The sequence below is a fragment of the Priestia filamentosa genome (assembly GCF_900177535.1).
Taxonomy (GTDB): domain Bacteria; phylum Bacillota; class Bacilli; order Bacillales; family Bacillaceae_H; genus Bacillus_I; species Bacillus_I filamentosa.
Genome location: NZ_FXAJ01000006.1, coordinates 53148 through 69739, shown reverse-complemented (window position 1 = coordinate 69739; position 16592 = coordinate 53148). Strand labels below are relative to the sequence as shown.

Annotated in this window: 18 protein-coding genes; 13 read left to right on the top strand and 5 right to left on the bottom strand. The window is 36.2% G+C overall.

The features are described 5' to 3' along the window. Positions 1-24 precede the first annotated feature (24 nt). The 3 genes from motB to B9N79_RS19640 all read right to left on the bottom strand — a co-directional run bounded on the left by motB (position 25) and on the right by B9N79_RS19640 (position 3106). Positions 25-771 carry a flagellar motor protein MotB gene (motB, locus tag B9N79_RS19650; RefSeq protein ID WP_019390555.1) on the bottom strand — a complete coding sequence of 249 codons (747 nt, stop codon included), beginning with the start codon at positions 769-771 and terminating at the stop codon, positions 25-27. Next, positions 764-1567, bottom strand: a complete 804-nt coding sequence (motA, locus tag B9N79_RS19645; protein ID WP_019390556.1) for a flagellar motor stator protein MotA — start codon at positions 1565-1567, stop codon at positions 764-766. Before motA ends, motB begins: the two co-directional genes overlap by 8 nt. Before the next feature lie 156 nt (positions 1568-1723). Beyond that, positions 1724-3106, bottom strand: a complete 1383-nt coding sequence (locus B9N79_RS19640; protein WP_026009435.1) for a 2-hydroxycarboxylate transporter family protein — start codon at positions 3104-3106, stop codon at positions 1724-1726. A 409-nt stretch (positions 3107-3515) separates the two neighbouring features. Here B9N79_RS19640 and B9N79_RS19635 point away from each other — a divergent pair, with 409 nt between their 5' ends. From B9N79_RS19635 to B9N79_RS19600, 8 genes are all read left to right on the top strand, one after another. After that, positions 3516-4700 (top strand): aminotransferase class I/II-fold pyridoxal phosphate-dependent enzyme, encoded by a 1185-nt coding sequence (locus tag B9N79_RS19635; RefSeq protein WP_082864679.1) that lies wholly within the window; start codon positions 3516-3518, stop codon positions 4698-4700. 265 nt (positions 4701-4965) lie between these two features. Next, positions 4966-5577: a TerD family protein gene (locus tag B9N79_RS19630; protein WP_019390559.1), complete on the top strand. Its 612-nt coding sequence runs from the start codon at positions 4966-4968 to the stop codon at positions 5575-5577. Positions 5578-5632: 55 nt separating this feature from the next. Next, entirely contained in the window at positions 5633-6211 is a 579-nt protein-coding gene (locus B9N79_RS19625; RefSeq protein WP_019390560.1) for a TerD family protein, read from the top strand. 64 nt (positions 6212-6275) lie between these two features. After that, entirely contained in the window at positions 6276-6854 is a 579-nt protein-coding gene (locus B9N79_RS19620) for a TerD family protein (RefSeq protein WP_019390561.1), read from the top strand. Between the two features lie 32 nt (positions 6855-6886). Further along, entirely contained in the window at positions 6887-7657 is a 771-nt protein-coding gene (locus B9N79_RS19615; protein WP_019390562.1) for a TerC family protein, read from the top strand. A gap of 185 nt (positions 7658-7842) precedes the next feature. Next, positions 7843-8055 (top strand): helix-turn-helix domain-containing protein, encoded by a 213-nt coding sequence (locus tag B9N79_RS19610; protein ID WP_019390563.1) that lies wholly within the window; start codon positions 7843-7845, stop codon positions 8053-8055. Between the two features lie 21 nt (positions 8056-8076). After that, on the top strand, positions 8077-9681 hold the full coding sequence (locus B9N79_RS19605) for a YceG family protein (RefSeq protein ID WP_040060685.1): 1605 nt from the start codon (positions 8077-8079) through the stop codon (positions 9679-9681). 14 nt (positions 9682-9695) lie between these two features. Continuing rightward, complete coding sequence (locus B9N79_RS19600) at positions 9696-10781, top strand: toxic anion resistance protein (RefSeq protein ID WP_040060683.1); 1086 nt, start codon at positions 9696-9698, stop codon at positions 10779-10781. A 40-nt stretch (positions 10782-10821) separates the two neighbouring features. On the opposite strand, the gene B9N79_RS26240 is transcribed toward B9N79_RS19600, so the two are convergent. Further along, the gene (locus tag B9N79_RS26240) at positions 10822-10977 is read right to left on the bottom strand and encodes a hypothetical protein (RefSeq protein WP_019390566.1); all 156 of its coding nucleotides are present in this window, start codon (positions 10975-10977) and stop codon (positions 10822-10824) included. Positions 10978-11192: 215 nt separating this feature from the next. Here B9N79_RS26240 and B9N79_RS19595 point away from each other — a divergent pair, with 215 nt between their 5' ends. Then, positions 11193-12281, top strand: a complete 1089-nt coding sequence (locus B9N79_RS19595; protein ID WP_019390567.1) for a nitric oxide synthase oxygenase — start codon at positions 11193-11195, stop codon at positions 12279-12281. Positions 12282-12287: 6 nt separating this feature from the next. On the opposite strand, the gene B9N79_RS19590 is transcribed toward B9N79_RS19595, so the two are convergent. After that, positions 12288-12560, bottom strand: a complete 273-nt coding sequence (locus B9N79_RS19590; protein ID WP_040060681.1) for an acylphosphatase — start codon at positions 12558-12560, stop codon at positions 12288-12290. 165 nt (positions 12561-12725) lie between these two features. On the opposite strand from B9N79_RS19590, the gene B9N79_RS19585 reads away from it, so the two are divergent. From B9N79_RS19585 to B9N79_RS19570, 4 genes are all read left to right on the top strand, one after another. After that, positions 12726-13418 (top strand): response regulator transcription factor, encoded by a 693-nt coding sequence (locus B9N79_RS19585; RefSeq protein WP_040060679.1) that lies wholly within the window; start codon positions 12726-12728, stop codon positions 13416-13418. Continuing rightward, on the top strand, positions 13418-14797 hold the full coding sequence (locus B9N79_RS19580) for a HAMP domain-containing sensor histidine kinase (RefSeq protein WP_085118821.1): 1380 nt from the start codon (positions 13418-13420) through the stop codon (positions 14795-14797). Before B9N79_RS19585 ends, B9N79_RS19580 begins: the two co-directional genes overlap by 1 nt. A gap of 92 nt (positions 14798-14889) precedes the next feature. After that, on the top strand, positions 14890-15606 hold the full coding sequence (locus tag B9N79_RS19575; protein ID WP_019390571.1) for a PepSY domain-containing protein: 717 nt from the start codon (positions 14890-14892) through the stop codon (positions 15604-15606). 143 nt (positions 15607-15749) lie between these two features. Next, the gene (locus B9N79_RS19570; RefSeq protein ID WP_048896691.1) at positions 15750-16496 is read left to right on the top strand and encodes a PepSY domain-containing protein; all 747 of its coding nucleotides are present in this window, start codon (positions 15750-15752) and stop codon (positions 16494-16496) included. Positions 16497-16592: the final 96 nt, after the last annotated feature.

Sequence of the window (16592 nt, the reverse complement as noted above, 5' to 3'; positions counted from 1 at the left end):
GCTAACAATAGGCTTTAAAAATGATTATTCACTTGGCTTTGAAGATGGGGTAATTAAAATTTCTACACGACGATTTTTTTCTCGACCTTCAGGTGTATCATTTGATGCAATTGGATGATATTGTCCATAACCCCTTACACTAAACCACTGGGGATTTAATTCTTTGTTCTCAAGAAGCACTTTCATAAAGTTAAGAGCGCGCATTGAGCTTAACTCCCAGTTAGAAGAAAAGTTAGCATTTGAAATAGGAACATTATCAGTATAGCCTGCGATTACAATCTGCTTTGGTGGATTGATGACAAGTAACTTTGAAATATCTTGAGCGACTTTATAGTTTACTTGTTGCACTTCGGCACTTCCAGAAGTGAAAAATACATCATTTAAAATTGTGATTTTTAATCCGTCGTCTGAAAGAGTTGTTTGAAGCTTATCATGAAGTCCAGAATTGCTTATATATTCATCTACTTTCTGCTGTAATCCCGACAATTCTTCATTTGGACTGTTTTCTTCTTTAGTATTTGCACCTTGTGGTAGCGAATCATTAGAAACAGTAGGGGGGACAGAGGATTTTTCGTCTAATACGCCTGTTCCGCCATCAAATGCTTCATTAAAGGAGCTTGCGAACCGCTTCATTTTCTCTGCATCTATGCTGCTACTTGCAAATAAAACAACAAAAAGAGCTAAAAGAAGAGTCAGTAAATCTGCATAAGGAATGAGCCACGATTCATCAACATGGTCATCATGGTTTTTGGATTTTCTTTTCCTAGCCATCTGCTTCACCTTGCTGACTATCTCTTCTTGCTAATACTTTCTCACGTTCACTAATCGACAACAATGAAGCAAGTTTACGTTCAATTACAGCTGGAGCTTGTCCTTCTACGATAGACATAACTCCTTCAATCATCAGGTAACGAATATTTACTTCATATTTAGATTTCCGTTTTAATTTGTTTGCAAAAGGGTGCCATAGGACGTAGCCTGTAAAGATACCAAATAGTGTAGCAACGAAAGCAGCACTAATGGCATGACCAAGTTTATCAATATCGCTCATATCAGCAAGCGCTGCAATAAGTCCAACAACAGCTCCTAAAACACCAAGTGTAGGTGCATATGTGCCAGCTTGTGTAAATATGGATGCACCTGTATGATGGCGATCTTCCATTGCTTCAATTTCTTCTGTCATTACGACGCGGATAAAGTCATGTGGCTGGCCATCAATAGCTAGATTTAAACCGTTCTTTAAAAATGGATCATCAATTTCTTCCACTTTACTTTCAAGAGCTAATAGTCCTTCTCTTCGTGCAAGGGAAGAAAGTTCTACAAAAAGAGGAATAAGTGTTTCTACATTTAAGCTATTATTTTCTTTAAATAAAATTCCAAAGAGCTTTGGCACTTTTTTAATATCCTGTGTTGGAAAAGCAATTGTTACTGCTCCAACGGTTCCAAGCACAATGATTAGCAAGGCAGGGATGTTGAATAATACTGTTACATTCACACCTTTTAAAATCATCCCAACAAAAACAGCGATGATTCCAACAATTAAACCAATGAGAGAAGTTTTATCCATAGTATGCTAGCCACCTAATTACATTTATTAAAGATTACAGTTGATGTGCTCTTCTATTCTTTTCATCGACAATTTTTAGAAGATGTTAATACTTTAAAGAGGAAAAAATAAAAACCCAGAAAGAGGATATCTCTTTCCGGGTTTTTGAGTTTAATTTTACATAAATATGCCAAGTAAAAGTGTTGCAAGAATAACAGTCACTGCTCCACCGATACGAGTAGAAACCTGTGCGAAAGGCATTAAGCCCATACGGTTTGAAGCAGAAAGGATAGCAACGTCTCCGGTTCCACCAAGACCGCTGTGACAGCCTGTTACAATAGCAGATTCAACAGGGTACATTTTCATAAGTTTACCAACAAAGAATCCAGCTGTTACCATTGCTAATACAACAGAAGCACAGATCACTACGTATCCAACTGTTAATACAGCAGCAACGTCTTCTAAGGGGATATAAAGTAATCCCAATCCAACCATAAGTGGCCATGTAAGGTTTGTCGAAATAAATTTGTATAAGTTGTATGTTCCATCTTCCATCTTTTTCGGAAGGAGTTGAAAAATCTTAACAAGTGCTGCTGCGAAAATCATAACGATTGGACCAGGGATATTAAGGCCAAAAGCTTTATCTAATAGACCGTGTACAAGGCTCCCTGTAATAAAGAACGTACAGGCAATTAGAAGTCCAGCACCCATAAGAGAAAAGTCAATTTTACGTTTTTCATTCATTGCTTTTAATAATTCTTCATCATTACCTGTTTTAACAAGCATTCCTTGTCCATTTAAATGTGGTTTTTTCTCACCTAAGTTTTTCATATAACCAGCACAGATGATCGCACATACGTTACCAATAATCGCAGCTGGAATAAGCTGTGATACAAGTTCAGTAGAAGGTTGATCAAGAATCTGTGAGTAACCTAATGAAAGAGGTAAAATTCCTTCACCAATTCCTCCCGATATAATCGGTACAACAATGAAGAAAAGTGTATGTTTTGGATCATATCCAAAAAGCATACCAACTAAAACACCAACAACAACAGCACTAATCGTTCCAACGATAAGTGGGACAGCCATTCGCATGAATCCTTGTACAAGAACAAGGCGGTGCATTCCTAAAATACTACCAGCAACAAGGCAGGAAATATAGAAATATAAAAAGTTAGATGTCTTCATTAATGTCGTAACCGCTTCCATAGAAGAATCATTCATCCAACCTAGGAAAACAAATAGTGATGGAATAAACAATGACATAATAGCGGGGCCACCAATATTTTTCAAAATCGGTACTTTCATACCAATATCCCCTAAAAGAAATCCAGCAACCATAATAATTGCAAATCCACCAATCATATCAGGCGGAAGTTGATTGTAAATTGCAGCAGCAATAACAATAGCTGAAAAAAGAACATAAAGTGGTAAAGGAAGTGGACCTACCTTAATATCCATAAGCTTTTGAAAGAAATTTTTATTATTATTCTCCGGAAAAGAAACCGTTTCCATTTCTCTAGCGTTTTGCATCGTAATACCCCCTTGCTTAATGTTAATTTCATTCTAATATTGTGACGATAGTTTGAACATTTTATTAAATTATTTATAAAAGTTTTGAAACTAAAAAAATAGTTTTTTATCATTGGAAAAGCTAGAGATTCAGAAAAATTGTAGAGGCATACTTTATTGATTCTAATGAAATAAAATCCTTGATAATATAAGTTTTTCACTTCTTGAAAATAGAATAAAAGTGAATGAACATAAAAAGAGGTAAAGTTTAGTTTAAATTATCAAAAAAATGAAACGGTTTACATTTTGGAAATGAATTTACATTTTTTAATTAAAGAAAATAAAGTAACAATCAATATGATAAATATAGTATTGGTGTAAAAAGTAGGATAAACAGATTTTTGAAAATAGGAGCATATACATATAGAGAGAAAGCATTGTGAGGAGGCGGTGGTTCGTGAAAGGAAAACAACGTATGAACACAAAGCTTGTGCACGATGTTGAACAATTGCAAGAAGAGACGAAAAGTTTATCTTTTCCCATTTTTCAAACCTCTACATTTTCTTTTGAAACAGCCCAACAAGGTGAAAAAAGATTTCTTGGAGAAGAAGCAGGATATATGTATTCCCGACTAGGGAACCCAACCGTTTCAGCTCTTGAAAGAAAGATAGCTGAGCTTGAATGTGGTTTTTCTTGTCTTTCTTTTGGTTCCGGCATGGCAGCGGTTTCTGCTGTATTATCTTCTCTTACGAAGGCAGGTGATCATGTTATATGTTCAAGTGGCATATACGGGTGTACGTATACGCTTCTGGAATTTATGAAAAAGAAATACAATATCACTTATGACTTCTGCCAAATGGACACGAAGCGAAGCATAGAAGGACTTATTCGTCCTGAAACAGCCTGTATTTTTATTGAAACGCCTATAAATCCTACAATGGAAATTGTTGACTTGGAGCTTGTATCTTGTATTGCAAAAGCACACCACATTCCTGTTGTTGTCGACAATACATTTAGTTCTCCATATATTCAAAGGCCTTTAGAATGGGGGTGTAATATTGTTATTCATAGCGCTACTAAATATTTAGGAGGACATGGAGATGTAATTGCAGGACTTGTTGTAGGTGGAGAAGAGTGCATGAAAGAAATGAAAAAGTCTGTTCATAAAGATATGGGTGGAATTCTTTCTCCTTTTGATGCTTGGCTTTTGTTACGAGGAATTAAAACGCTTGGTGTACGTCTTGATAGGCAATGTTTAAATGCTGAAAAACTTATGAACCGGTTAAGTAAACATAGAGCAATTGAAAATGTTTACTATCCTTTTGATCCTAATCATACTCATTATAAAATTGCTAAGAAGCAAATGAGTCTTGGCGGAGGGATTATTTCGTTTGAAATTAAAGGAGGGAAAGAAGAAGCACAAACGTTTCTTAACGCATTATCATGGATTAAAATCGCAGTAAGCTTGGGAGATGTTGAAACACTAATTCAGCATCCAGCTACAATGACCCATGCAGGTATTCCACTAAAAGAGCGCGAACGAATGGGAATTACAAATGGACTTATTCGATTATCAGTTGGAATTGAAGAATGGCAAGATATATGGAAGGATTTAAAAAGCGCACTGGATCGTATTCAATAGAAGAAACTAATCATGCTCTAATGTTTTTTTGAAAAAAGAAGTGACCAGGCGACATCCTTGTGATAGTTTGGTCACTTTTATGATTAGAGAACAAATTTCTATAAAAAACGAAACCTTCTTTTATGTTGTTCGTATTACATATTAAGACTTATTTATCTAAGAAATTTGGAGTACAGCAATTTGATAAAACTAGTAAACTATAATACGATAAATAGGTGAGGAAATCACGTTAACGTGATTTTTGAAATGACAAGGAGGGAATCCAATGGCGATTACGCTTCAAAAGGGTCAGCGTATTGATTTGACAAAGGGAAATCCAGCACTTTCCAATATCTTAATTGGATTAGGATGGGATCCTGTTCAATCAAGCGGTGGCGGAGGGCTTTTAAGCTCTTTGTTTGGAGGCGGAAATAAAGCTCCAAACGTTGATTGTGATGCTTCAGTTCTTATGTTGCAAGATGACAAAATTACGAAAAAAGAGCAGCTTATCTATTTTGGTAACTTAAAAAGCTCATGCGGAAGTGTAACACACAGTGGAGACAACTTAACAGGTGAGGGAGCTGGGGATGACGAGCAAATTTTAGTGAATTTGCAGGATATTCCATCTTACATAAACAAACTTGTTTTTGTTGTTAATATTTATGATTGTGTTCGTCGTAAGCAAGATTTTGGAATGCTCAAAAATGCTTATATTCGCGTTCAAAACCAAGATAACGGCGAACAACTTCTTCGCTTTAATCTAAGTGATGATTACAGCGGAAAGACAAGTCTTGTTGTAGCAGAAATCTATCGACATGGTAGTGACTGGAAGTTTGGTGCTATTGGTGATGGAACAAAAGATACAAACCTTCAAGAGCTTGTTCGTAATTATTCTTAAAATGTATTGAAGAAAGGCTATTTGTTTACTTTCATATAAAAAGGAGAGAGAAATTATGGCTATTTCATTATCAAAAGGACAAAAAATTGATTTAACAAAAACAAATCCTGGATTAACAAAAGTTACAGTTGGTTTAGGTTGGGATACAAATAAATATGATGGTGGGAAGGACTTCGATTTAGATAGCTCTTGTTTCCTATTAGATGCAGCTGGAAAATGTCCATCTGAAGGAGAGTTTATCTTCTATAATCAGCCAAAGCATTCAAGCGGTGCTGTTGAACATACAGGAGATAACCGTACAGGAGAAGGAGCTGGAGACGACGAACAAGTCGCTGTTGATTTACAGGCTGTTCCTTCAAATGTTGAAAAGATTGCTTTTGTAATTACGATTCATGATGGTGAAGCGCGTAACCAAAACTTTGGACAAGTTTCAAACAGTTTTGTTCGTATTCTAGATCAGCAGTCTAATAAAGAACTTATTCGCTATGATTTAGGAGAAGACTTCTCGATTGAGACAGCTGTTGTAGTTGGTGAACTTTACCGTCATGGCGGAGAGTGGAAATTTGCTGCTGTTGGTTCTGGTTACCAAGGCGGACTTGCTGCACTTGTTAAAGACTACGGTTTAGATGTGTAAATAAAACAATTAGTCGGTGCTAAAAAGCACCGGCTTTTCTCAGAATAAAAAAGGAGGAATAACAATGTCAATTTCATTATCAAAAGGTCAGCGCATTGATTTAACAAAAACAAATCCTGGGTTAGTAAAAGGAATCATTGGACTTGGTTGGGATTTGAATCAATACGATGGCGGTGCTGGATTTGACCTTGATGCATCTGCTTTTTTAGCTGATGAAAAAGGAAACTGTCAAAATGATCATGATTTTATTTTTTATAACAATTTAAAACATCCAAGTGGGGGTGTTGAGCATACTGGAGACAATAGGACAGGAGAAGGATCAGGAGATGATGAGCAACTTGTCGTTGACTTTTCAAAAATTCCCGAAAACATTCACAGAGTGGGTATTACTGTTACGATTCACGATGCGGAAAGCCGCAATCAAAACTTTGGACAAGTCTCAAATGCTTTTGTTAGATTCGTTGATGAAGTAACAGGGAAAGAACTAATTCGTTATGATTTAGGGGAAGATTTTTCCATCGAAACAGCCGTTGTAGTATGTGAGCTTTATCGTCATAATGGAGATTGGAAATTCAACGCAATTGGCAGTGGATTTTCTGGTGGTTTAGCTGCTCTTTGCCGTAACTATGGCTTAGAAGTATAACAGCTGCTTTTCATCTAGTAGGAGGAACTGATATGGAAATTTTACACAAAATGCTTCATACCTATGCACAAGCTTTTGACTTGCATGCATGGGCTGAAGTATTAACAGACCCCGTTTCTTGGGGATTAATTGGTACCCTTGTTATTTTAGAAGGTTTGTTATCTGCGGATAATGCCCTTGTATTAGCAACAATGGTCAAGCCTTTGCCAGCAGACAAGCAAAAAAAGGCGTTAACTTACGGACTTTTTGGAGCCGTATTTTTTAGATTCTTATTCATTGGACTAGGCATGTTCCTTATTAAGTTCTGGTGGATTAAAGTGTTAGGTGCCGCATATCTTGCTTGGCTTGTCATCTCACATTTCTTCCTCAATGGAAATGATGAAGGTGGAGCAAAGAAACCGGGATTTTTAGTACGTGTATTTGGAATTTTTTGGGGAACGGTTATTGCTGTTGAATTGATGGACCTTGCCTTTTCAGTAGATAGTATTTTAGCTGCCCTTGCAATTTCTGAGAAAGTTTGGGTTCTTTTATTAGGCGGAGTGCTTGGAATTATTATGATGCGTACTGTTGCCGGATTCTTCTTACGTCTAATGGATCGTATTCCAGAATTAGAACATACTGCTTTTATATTAATTGCAATTATTGCTTTAAAAATGTTCGCAAGTGTATTTCATTATGAATTGCCGCATACTGCATTCTTTATTATTGTTATCTTAGCATTTGTTATTACATTTATTATTCATAAACGAAATCAGAAAAAGCATCAGATGGACGAAGTTGCTGCTTCAAAAGAGGACGAGTAATTAATAAAAAAGAAGGAGTCTTTATGTCTCCTTCTTTTTGTAACTCATGATTGAAGAAAGCGGTGTCTTTCACTGCATCTATTTAATTGAGCTACACTATACAAGAGGTTTCTTATGATTTGGGAGGTACATCCATATGAATAAAAGCCAATTTTATTTTAGTAATAGAAAGAATGTTGTGATAGATGATAACACTAAATAAAATCAATTTAAGCAGCGATCATATTTTAAGTTCAGCACAAGCTTGTGAAGAATGGGGAATTAACTCATCAACCTTAAGGAAAAGGGTTCAAGATTTTCCGGTAGGAAGTATTCGGAAATTTGGTAACTGCTATGCAGTAACTCGCTCTGGCATGGTTGCAGTTTTTGGCCATCCTAAAAGTCCTAAAAACAAATGATAGCAGAAAGGAGGAGAAAAAATGGTTGGACAAAGAATTACTGTTTCCCACTATCCTCTCCAAACCGATAGCTGGGGGGAGCAAATAGAGAAGCCGTTAAAAGAGAGACCGGGTTATAGTGAAGAAGAAGGTCTTGCTTTTTCCACGATTGGCGCTCGCATTATTGGCATCACTCATGATGAAACAGAGTATTATATTAAGCTTTATGAATTGGCTCAAAAACAGGATGTTCATATATTAAGTGAGGAGCTAGATAAAACTATTTCACAAGAAAGGTTCCAAGCAATCCAGAAAATCCATATGGTTAACCAGAGAGAGAACGGATTATCCATTAACCGCTTTGTTGCTTTTTTAGAAGGTGAACAACTTATCCCCAAACATGAAAATCCGCTCTTTCATCGTCATATTCGTTTATCCTTTATGGAAGTATTAAAACATTTTGATCAATACTATGGTTTTGCACATGAGGACTTCAGGCGCGTCTTTTTAGATTTAATGAAGTGGTCTTGGAATCATCTTGACTCATGGTTAAAAACATATTCTATTTTTGAGAAACTACCTTGTATTGTATGGTATGGAGATATGAATAAAAGTCAGGTGTATTTTTTCTATTATTTAGCTTTACTTGGCTTTGATATTATCGTTTTCCACCCAGGCGGGGAAGATGATTTCTCGTTAATAGATGAGAAAGAGACATTTACAGATGTTGTGAAACATCCGCTTAACGGGGAAATCAAACCTTTTCCAACGGAAGAACCTGAGCGAAAAGGTACAGTTGCTTACAAAGCTTCACAAGAAATGCATCATACAATTCATCATGAAGGATCTTCCCTTTATAAACCTTGGCAATTTCGTGATTACGTGCCAACGGCTGTCACACTTAAAACAACGTATGATGAGACATTTATTCTAGCAAGAGAGAGAGCATTTATTCGGCCGAACTTTTCCGTTCAGAACGAACAAGTTCGTATTCCAAATTTATTTGCTAAAATTATGGGAGTATCACATAGTGAACGTGAATATTGGGATCGTGTTCAAACCCTAACAGAATATGAAGAAGCATCGCTTGTCCAATCGTTTCCGTTCACGACAGAAATTCAAGCAAATTATCAATATCACTATCAACATTGCCTAAACCGAAAAGGTGAGCTTGACGAGGAGAAGATGAGAAGAAGCAACTGGTGGAAATATGAGCATTTGCCAGAGGGATTACAAAAAGGGATAGCAACGGCTATTGCTAATACATGCAAAACAACAAATTGGCTGACGAAACAAGGGGAAACAGAAGAAGAGGCTAAGCTTTATCTTTTTACTCAAATTACATCTATTCCAACGTTTGTACTAGAATTGATGCAGAAGTTTGATTATGCGCAAGAAGTACCAAAACTTGTCTTATATTGCAATGAAAAAAATGGCATTCTTTCTCGTTCAGATGCAGCCCTTCTGCTACTTTTAAATGAATTTGGCTTTGATCTTTTCCTTTATAATCCACAAGGTCATAATGATTTAGAGCTTTATCTTAACAGCGAATGCTTTGATACACACTGGCTAGATGAAATGGTGTTTGGGCAAGATTTTAAGCAACCTTCCATCTTTCGTAAAGTATTAAAATCTATGAAAAAATAGAAAGGAAGATTATCATGACAAATTCAAATACAGGATTAGTAACAACAGAGCCTGATGATCAGCTAACAGAAGTTACAGCAGATGAAACGAGGCTTGAGCTTCGTAAAGAACCAGAAGTGCAGCAGCTTGCACAAAGTATTGATTACAGAAATCAAACTGCTTTATTAGAGTTCGGGAAAGAGCCTGCTGTGCAGCTTTCTCAGTTTTCAGATCAAATCTTATCGATGATGAGAGCGTCTGAGATGAATGACTCCAGTACAATGCTAAAACAGCTTGGTAAATTAATGGATAAATTTGATAAGAATGATTTTGAAGAAAAGAAAGGGTTTTTAGGCAAAATTTTTAAACGTGGCGAAAAGATGATTGATAAGATTTTCGCTAAATATCAAACACTTGGAAAAGAAATTGATAAAATTCATGGAGAGATTTCAGGCTACAAAGATAAAATGGTGCAAACAACAAATACGTTAGAAGATATGTACCAACATAATATTGCATACTATTTAGATTTAGAAAAGTATATTGTTGCTGGTGGACTTAAAGTGGATGAGCTTAAGTCAGAGGTCCCGGAGTTAGAGAAAAAAGCAGCAGGCGGAAACCAAATGGCCTCAATGCAGCTTGATACTTTAAATAACAGCATCCAAGCACTTGAAGAACGAATCTATGATTTAGAAATGGCACGTATTGTTGCTGTTCAAACAGCGCCACAAATTCGGATGCTTCAGCGTGGGAATACAAAGCTGATTGGTAAAGTGAACTCGGCCTTTATTACAACTATTCCAATCTTTAAAAATGGTATTATTCAAGCTGTTGCGGCAAAACGCCAAAAACTTGTGGCAGATTCATTAAGCGAGCTTGACCGTCGTACAAATGAAATGATCTTAAAAAATGCTCAAAATATTTCAACACAAAGTACGGAAATTGCTCGTATGTCTGGTCAGCCTAGCGTGAAAATTGAGACGCTTGAAGAATCTTGGAATATTATTATGAAAGGGATGGAAGAGACTCAGGCAATTGAAGAGGAAAACAAACGCCTTCGTGAAGATGGTACAAAACGCGTTATGCAGCTTCAGGATAAGATGAAAACTTATGGAAAGTAAATCAAAAGCCAGACCTTCCTTCTCGGAAGATCTGGCTTTTTTATATGCTGTCTTCTTTGTTGTGTGAGGATGGCAAAGAATCTACTTTTTTAGATTGACTAAAGTCAACTAAAGAGCGGAATAGAACGATAAAAATAGCTGTCACAGCAAAGAACAGAACAAGAATCCCAAGTGTAGCAAGCAGCATATTTAGCATAAGCATTCCTCCTTTTTATAGATGTATGCACGTAGTAGGTTTTCTTTTCCTTAAAAAGTAAGCTGCAAAATGTTTATCTTTTAAGAACAATTGATCGTCAATAAGAAGAGTGGATATTGTTTCTTTATTTACGTTCATGATTCTTTCAATTTTAGAGAATAATTCAATAAGAAAGAGATGTTAGAGTGTAAAGAGGAGAAAAGAGGAGGGGTTACATGGCATCAGAAGAACTTATCCAACAGGCAAAAGAGTTTATTGAAATCTGTTATACAGAGCTTCATAAAACAGAGGAAGAAAAAGAAGAGAGAATAACGGCAGTTGTTGAACAAATAGAGAGAAACGGCAGTTATCAACATACATTTGAAGAGCTTGAACATGGTGCACGGATGGCTTGGCGAAATAGCAATCGCTGTATTGGGCGTTTGTTTTGGACCTCGCTTACAGTTCGTGACAAGCGTCATGTAAGAAAAGAAGAAGAAATATTAGATGCCCTTATTGAGCATATTGAATATGCAACAAACGGAGGAAAAGTTCGGCCTACAATTAGTATATTTAGAGAAGAGCAAGGGGAAGAAAAGGTTCAGATCTGGAACCATCAGCTTATTCGCTATGCAGGCTATCAAACAGAATTTGGGCTGATTGGTGACTCCGCTTCTCTTTCGTTTACAAAAGTTTGTGAGAGACTAGGTTGGCAAGGAGAAAGAACAAATTTTGATCTTCTTCCTCTTGTTGTAAGCATTGGGAAACGAAAACCAATTTGGAGAGACATTCCAAAAACAGCTATTGTGGAAGTGATGATTGAACATCCTCGAATTCAACAGTTTAAGGATCTCAAAGTAAAATGGTATGGGGTGCCAATTGTATCTGATATGCGATTAGAAATTGGGGGGCTTTCCTACACAGCAGCACCTTTTAATGGATGGTATATGGGAACAGAAATTGGAGCAAGAAATTTAGCTGATACTGATAGATATAATCTTTTGCCAAAAGTGGCTTCTATACTAGGGCTAGATACAAGTCGGAATGCAACACTTTGGAAAGATAGAGCTTTAATCGAACTTAACGAGGCTGTATTGTTTTCTTTTAAAAAGCAGGGAGTCAGCATTGTTGATCATCACACGGCAGCAGAGCAGTTCCGCCTTTTTGAAGAAAGAGAGCGAAAAGCAGGACGAGGTGTAACAGGGAACTGGACATGGCTTATTCCCCCTTTATCACCTGCTACAACGCATATTTTTCATAAACCTTATCAAAATAAAGTGCTAACGCCCAACTACTTTTATCAAACAAGACCATATGAAGGATAGAAAACGTTAATAATGAATTTTAAAAGAAGAAAAGTTTGCAAGGTGGTTTTGCTCTGAGTAAGAAAGTTTGTCCACTTGTGAGAAAGGAGAACCACCTTTTACTTTCTCTATAAAGTGTTTTATCCGCTCTTCAGGACCTTCTACTTCAATCTCAACACTTCCATCAGCTGAATTTCTAACAAAACCAACTAAATCAAATTCCCCTGCTTGAAGAGCTGTGAAGTAGCGGAATCCAACCCCTTGTACTTTTCCTTGGACAATAATGTGATAATGTTTCATTTTATTAACCTCCTTTTATTTGATATTAACAAATCTGAAATTATTAAACATTTGAAAAGGCAAGAGGCGTTTTTTAGAGAATGACCTATGCTATACTTCAAATTATAGAAACAGTCACAAAAGTTAAAATAGGTATAGAAGTTTTAGGGAAATAAGGAGGAACAAATGACTCAAAATATTTTAATCATTGAAGATGAAGAAAAAATAGCTCGTGTAATTTCCTTAGAATTAGAATACGAAGGATATCAATCAGATATTGCTACGAGCGGTAAAGAGGGGCTAGAGCTCTTTCAAAAAGGCAACTGGGACCTTATTTTGCTTGATGTTATGCTACCAGAGCTAAATGGAATGGAAGTGCTGAGGAGGATTCGTTCTACGGATACGTATACTCCTGTTATATTAATTACAGCTCGTGACTCTGTTGTAGATAAAGTTAACGGACTTGATCAAGGAGCCAATGACTATATTACAAAGCCTTTCCAAATTGAAGAACTGTTAGCGAGAATTCGCGCATGTCTCAGAACAAATGCAATATATCAAAAAGAAGAAGAAGAGGAACAGCTTCAAGCAGGGGATCTAACGGTTAATGAGAAGACAAGAGATGTGATTAGACGCGGAGAAGCGATTGAATTAACACCAAGAGAATTTGATTTGCTTGTGTATCTGCTTCGAAACAAGCAGCAAGTTTTAAACAGAGAGCAAATTCTCACAAATGTGTGGGGGTTTGACTACTATGGTGATACAAATGTTGTCGATGTATATGTGCGTTATTTAAGAAGAAAAGTAGACTACCCTTTTGATACACCACTCATCCATACAGTTAGAGGAGTAGGCTATACGCTAAAGGAGCAAGCTTAATGCCTATTAAGTATAAAATTTATATTTTTACAACAGTAACGTTACTCTCGTTACTGTTGCTTGCAAATAGTGCTGTTTATTTGTTGTTTAATAAAATGACAACAGACAGTGAACTAGAACGTCTTCAAACTCAAGCAAAAGACATGGTTGGTACAATTCAACCTCAGGATAATCTTCAACAGCTATTAACAGCATACCTGCCCCCAAATGGAATGATACGCGTGATTGACGAAGACAATAAGCTTGTATCAAATACTCTAACAAAAGAAATTCATTTTCAGAAGCTGCCTGTTACGTATCAGCATGGGGAAAAAGCATTTGTACGGGAATATAATGGAGAAAAGTTTGCTGTTGTATATCATCCCTTGATTTGGACAGATGGTTCAATTGTGAGCTTAGAGATTACAACAAGCTTAAAACAAATGAGTGAAAATTTAAGTGCTCTTCGTTTTGTTTTGATTGGGACGTCACTCTTAATTTTAATTCCCATTATTCTTGCGAGCCGAACCTTAGGAAATATTGTGCTTTCACCTATTCAATCTCTTGTGCAAACGATGGAAGAAATTCAAAAAAACGGACGATTTAAAAAACTTTCATTACCAAAATCTTCGCGTGATGAGTTATACATTATGGGGAAAACATTCAATAATATGATGGACATTTTAAGGCGGAATTTTGAGAAACAGCAGCAGTTTGTTTCAGATGCTTCGCACGAATTAAAGACACCACTAACTGTTATTGAAAGCTATGCAAGCCTCCTAAAGAGATGGGGTACAAAAAAGCCTGAAGTCCTTGAAGAATCAATTGAAGCTATTCATTCTGAAGCTGTTAGAATGAAAGAGATGACAGAACAGATGCTTATGCTTGCTCAAAGCAATGAACAAGGAGATCTTCAGGAAGAAGAAGTGGATGTTGTTCACCTTGTTGCAGAACTTTCACAGCGCTTAGAACATGCCTATAATAGGACAATTAAGGTTCATAAAGAGGAAGAGAACATAACTATTGTAGGCGATTGCAATAAGCTCAAACAGCTTTTGATTATTTTACTTGATAATGGCCTAAAGTATAGTGAGAAACACTTGGATGTGTCTCTTCACAAGAAGCCAAAAGGTGTTACAGTTTCTGTTCAAGATTACGGAATTGGTATTCCCCAGGAAGATCAAGCATCTATTTTTGATCGGTTCTACAGAGTAGATAAAGCAAGAAACCGAAAAAGCGGTGGAACAGGTCTAGGTCTTGCTATTGCCAAAAACATTGTAGAAGCTCATAAAGGCACGCTCATCTTTACGAGCGTGCCTGGAGAAGGGTCAACATTTACAATTGCCCTTCCATTTCATATAAAACAAGATATGCCCAAAAAAAGATTGAAAAGGAAATAAAACCCTTGCAGTATTTCAATCATTTATAGTTCTTTCTTACTGTTTTCTCATTTTGTTTTGCTATAGTTTTTGATAAGAAGGGAGGAACAGATATGAGAAAAAGTCTGATTGTTCTTCTTAGTTTACTCCTTATTGTCATTTTAGGATTTGGTACTTATCGTACGATTGCATCAAAAGATGAAAAACATTATAGTCAGCATGATGTAAAAGGTCTTATTACTGAAAAATATAGAGGTAAAATTCAAAGTGTCGAACATATTGGCGAAAGCTATGTTGCTCAATTTCAAAATGAATCAGGAATTTATAAAGCTATTATTAATAGTGAAGATGGAGAAGTAACAGATCTTGTTCAAATTAAAAGTAGCGGTAAAACATCGCTAACTGAAACAGAGATTAAAGATATTGCTTTGAAACAAGCGACAGGCGATATTTCAAATATTAAGCTTCACGAGGATAAAAAGAATCCTTATTATGATATTGAAGTGACAGGGAAAGAAAAAAAAGTGGAAATGAAAATTGCTAAAATGGACGGAGAACTTTTATCTAAGGAAGAGTATAAGCTTGAAACTAACGAAACAGAACAAGAAGGAAAAGGTAGTGAAAAGTCTTCAATTATTAATAAAAAGAAAGCAGAGGAAATTGCTCTTACCAAGTTTAAGGGAAAAGTAAAAGAAACAGATTTAGGAGAAGAAGATGGTCTTTTGCAATATGAAATTGAGATTGAAGACAGCAGCGGGCAAGAAGCTGAAGTTTACATTAATGCTTATACTGGCACAATTATTCGTTTTGAACTTGATAAAGATGACTAAAAAACCTTGTACACACTGTGCAAGGTTTTTCTTTCATCATGGAAATTAAATAGTTTTCTCATACGTTTATCATTTTCTTTTCCTTTTCTTATCATTTTCCGTGGGTAATATAAAAGTAAGAAAACGATAGGAGGATGAAAGTTATGAAATTCAAAGCAACAGTATTAGCAGGTGCAATAGCATTTGGCAGTGCAGCTTATGGAGTACATGCAATGGGAACAAATAGTGAAGAAGCAAATAAAAATACGCAACCTGCTAAAATTAGCATAGATGAAGCAAAAAGTATTGCTGTAAAAGAAGTTGATGGAAAAGTTACAGACGTTGATCAAGATCGAGAAGGTCCATATGTTGTTTATGAAGTAGAAGTTCAAACTTCAAATGGAGAAAAAGACATTGAAATTAATGGGCAAACAGGTAAAGTGCTAAAAGATGAGGATGATCTGCTAAAAGAGCAAGCTAAAATTACAGCACAAGAAGCTGAGACAATTGCTTTAGGAAAAGTATCTGGAGAAATGACGGATCTTGACTTAGATTATGACGACCGAACAGCAAAAGTAGTTTATGAAGTTGAAGTAACTCACAACGGATTAGAGCAGGACGTGAAAATTGATGCTGTTACAGGTGATGTGCTGCATGTTCAAAAAGATGAGGATGATCGTGATGACGACCGCGATGACGAAAATATTAATTCATCTCAAGTGAAAGTCACAGCACAAAAAGCAGAAAGTATTGCTGTAAAAGAAGTTGATGGAGAAGTTGTGAGCATTGAACTTGATGAAGATGATGGTGTAGCACTTTACGAGATTGAGGTTCAATCCAATAAAGGAGAAGCAGAAGTAACTGTTTCTGCCACAAATGGTGATGTGCTAGAAGTAGAATGGGATGATTAATCTATAAGAGAGCTACAAGATCGCCTAAAATGTTGGATGTAAGTTAAATAGAGGTCGAATAAAGTGGAATAATAAAATAAATTAGTATTATTTTAC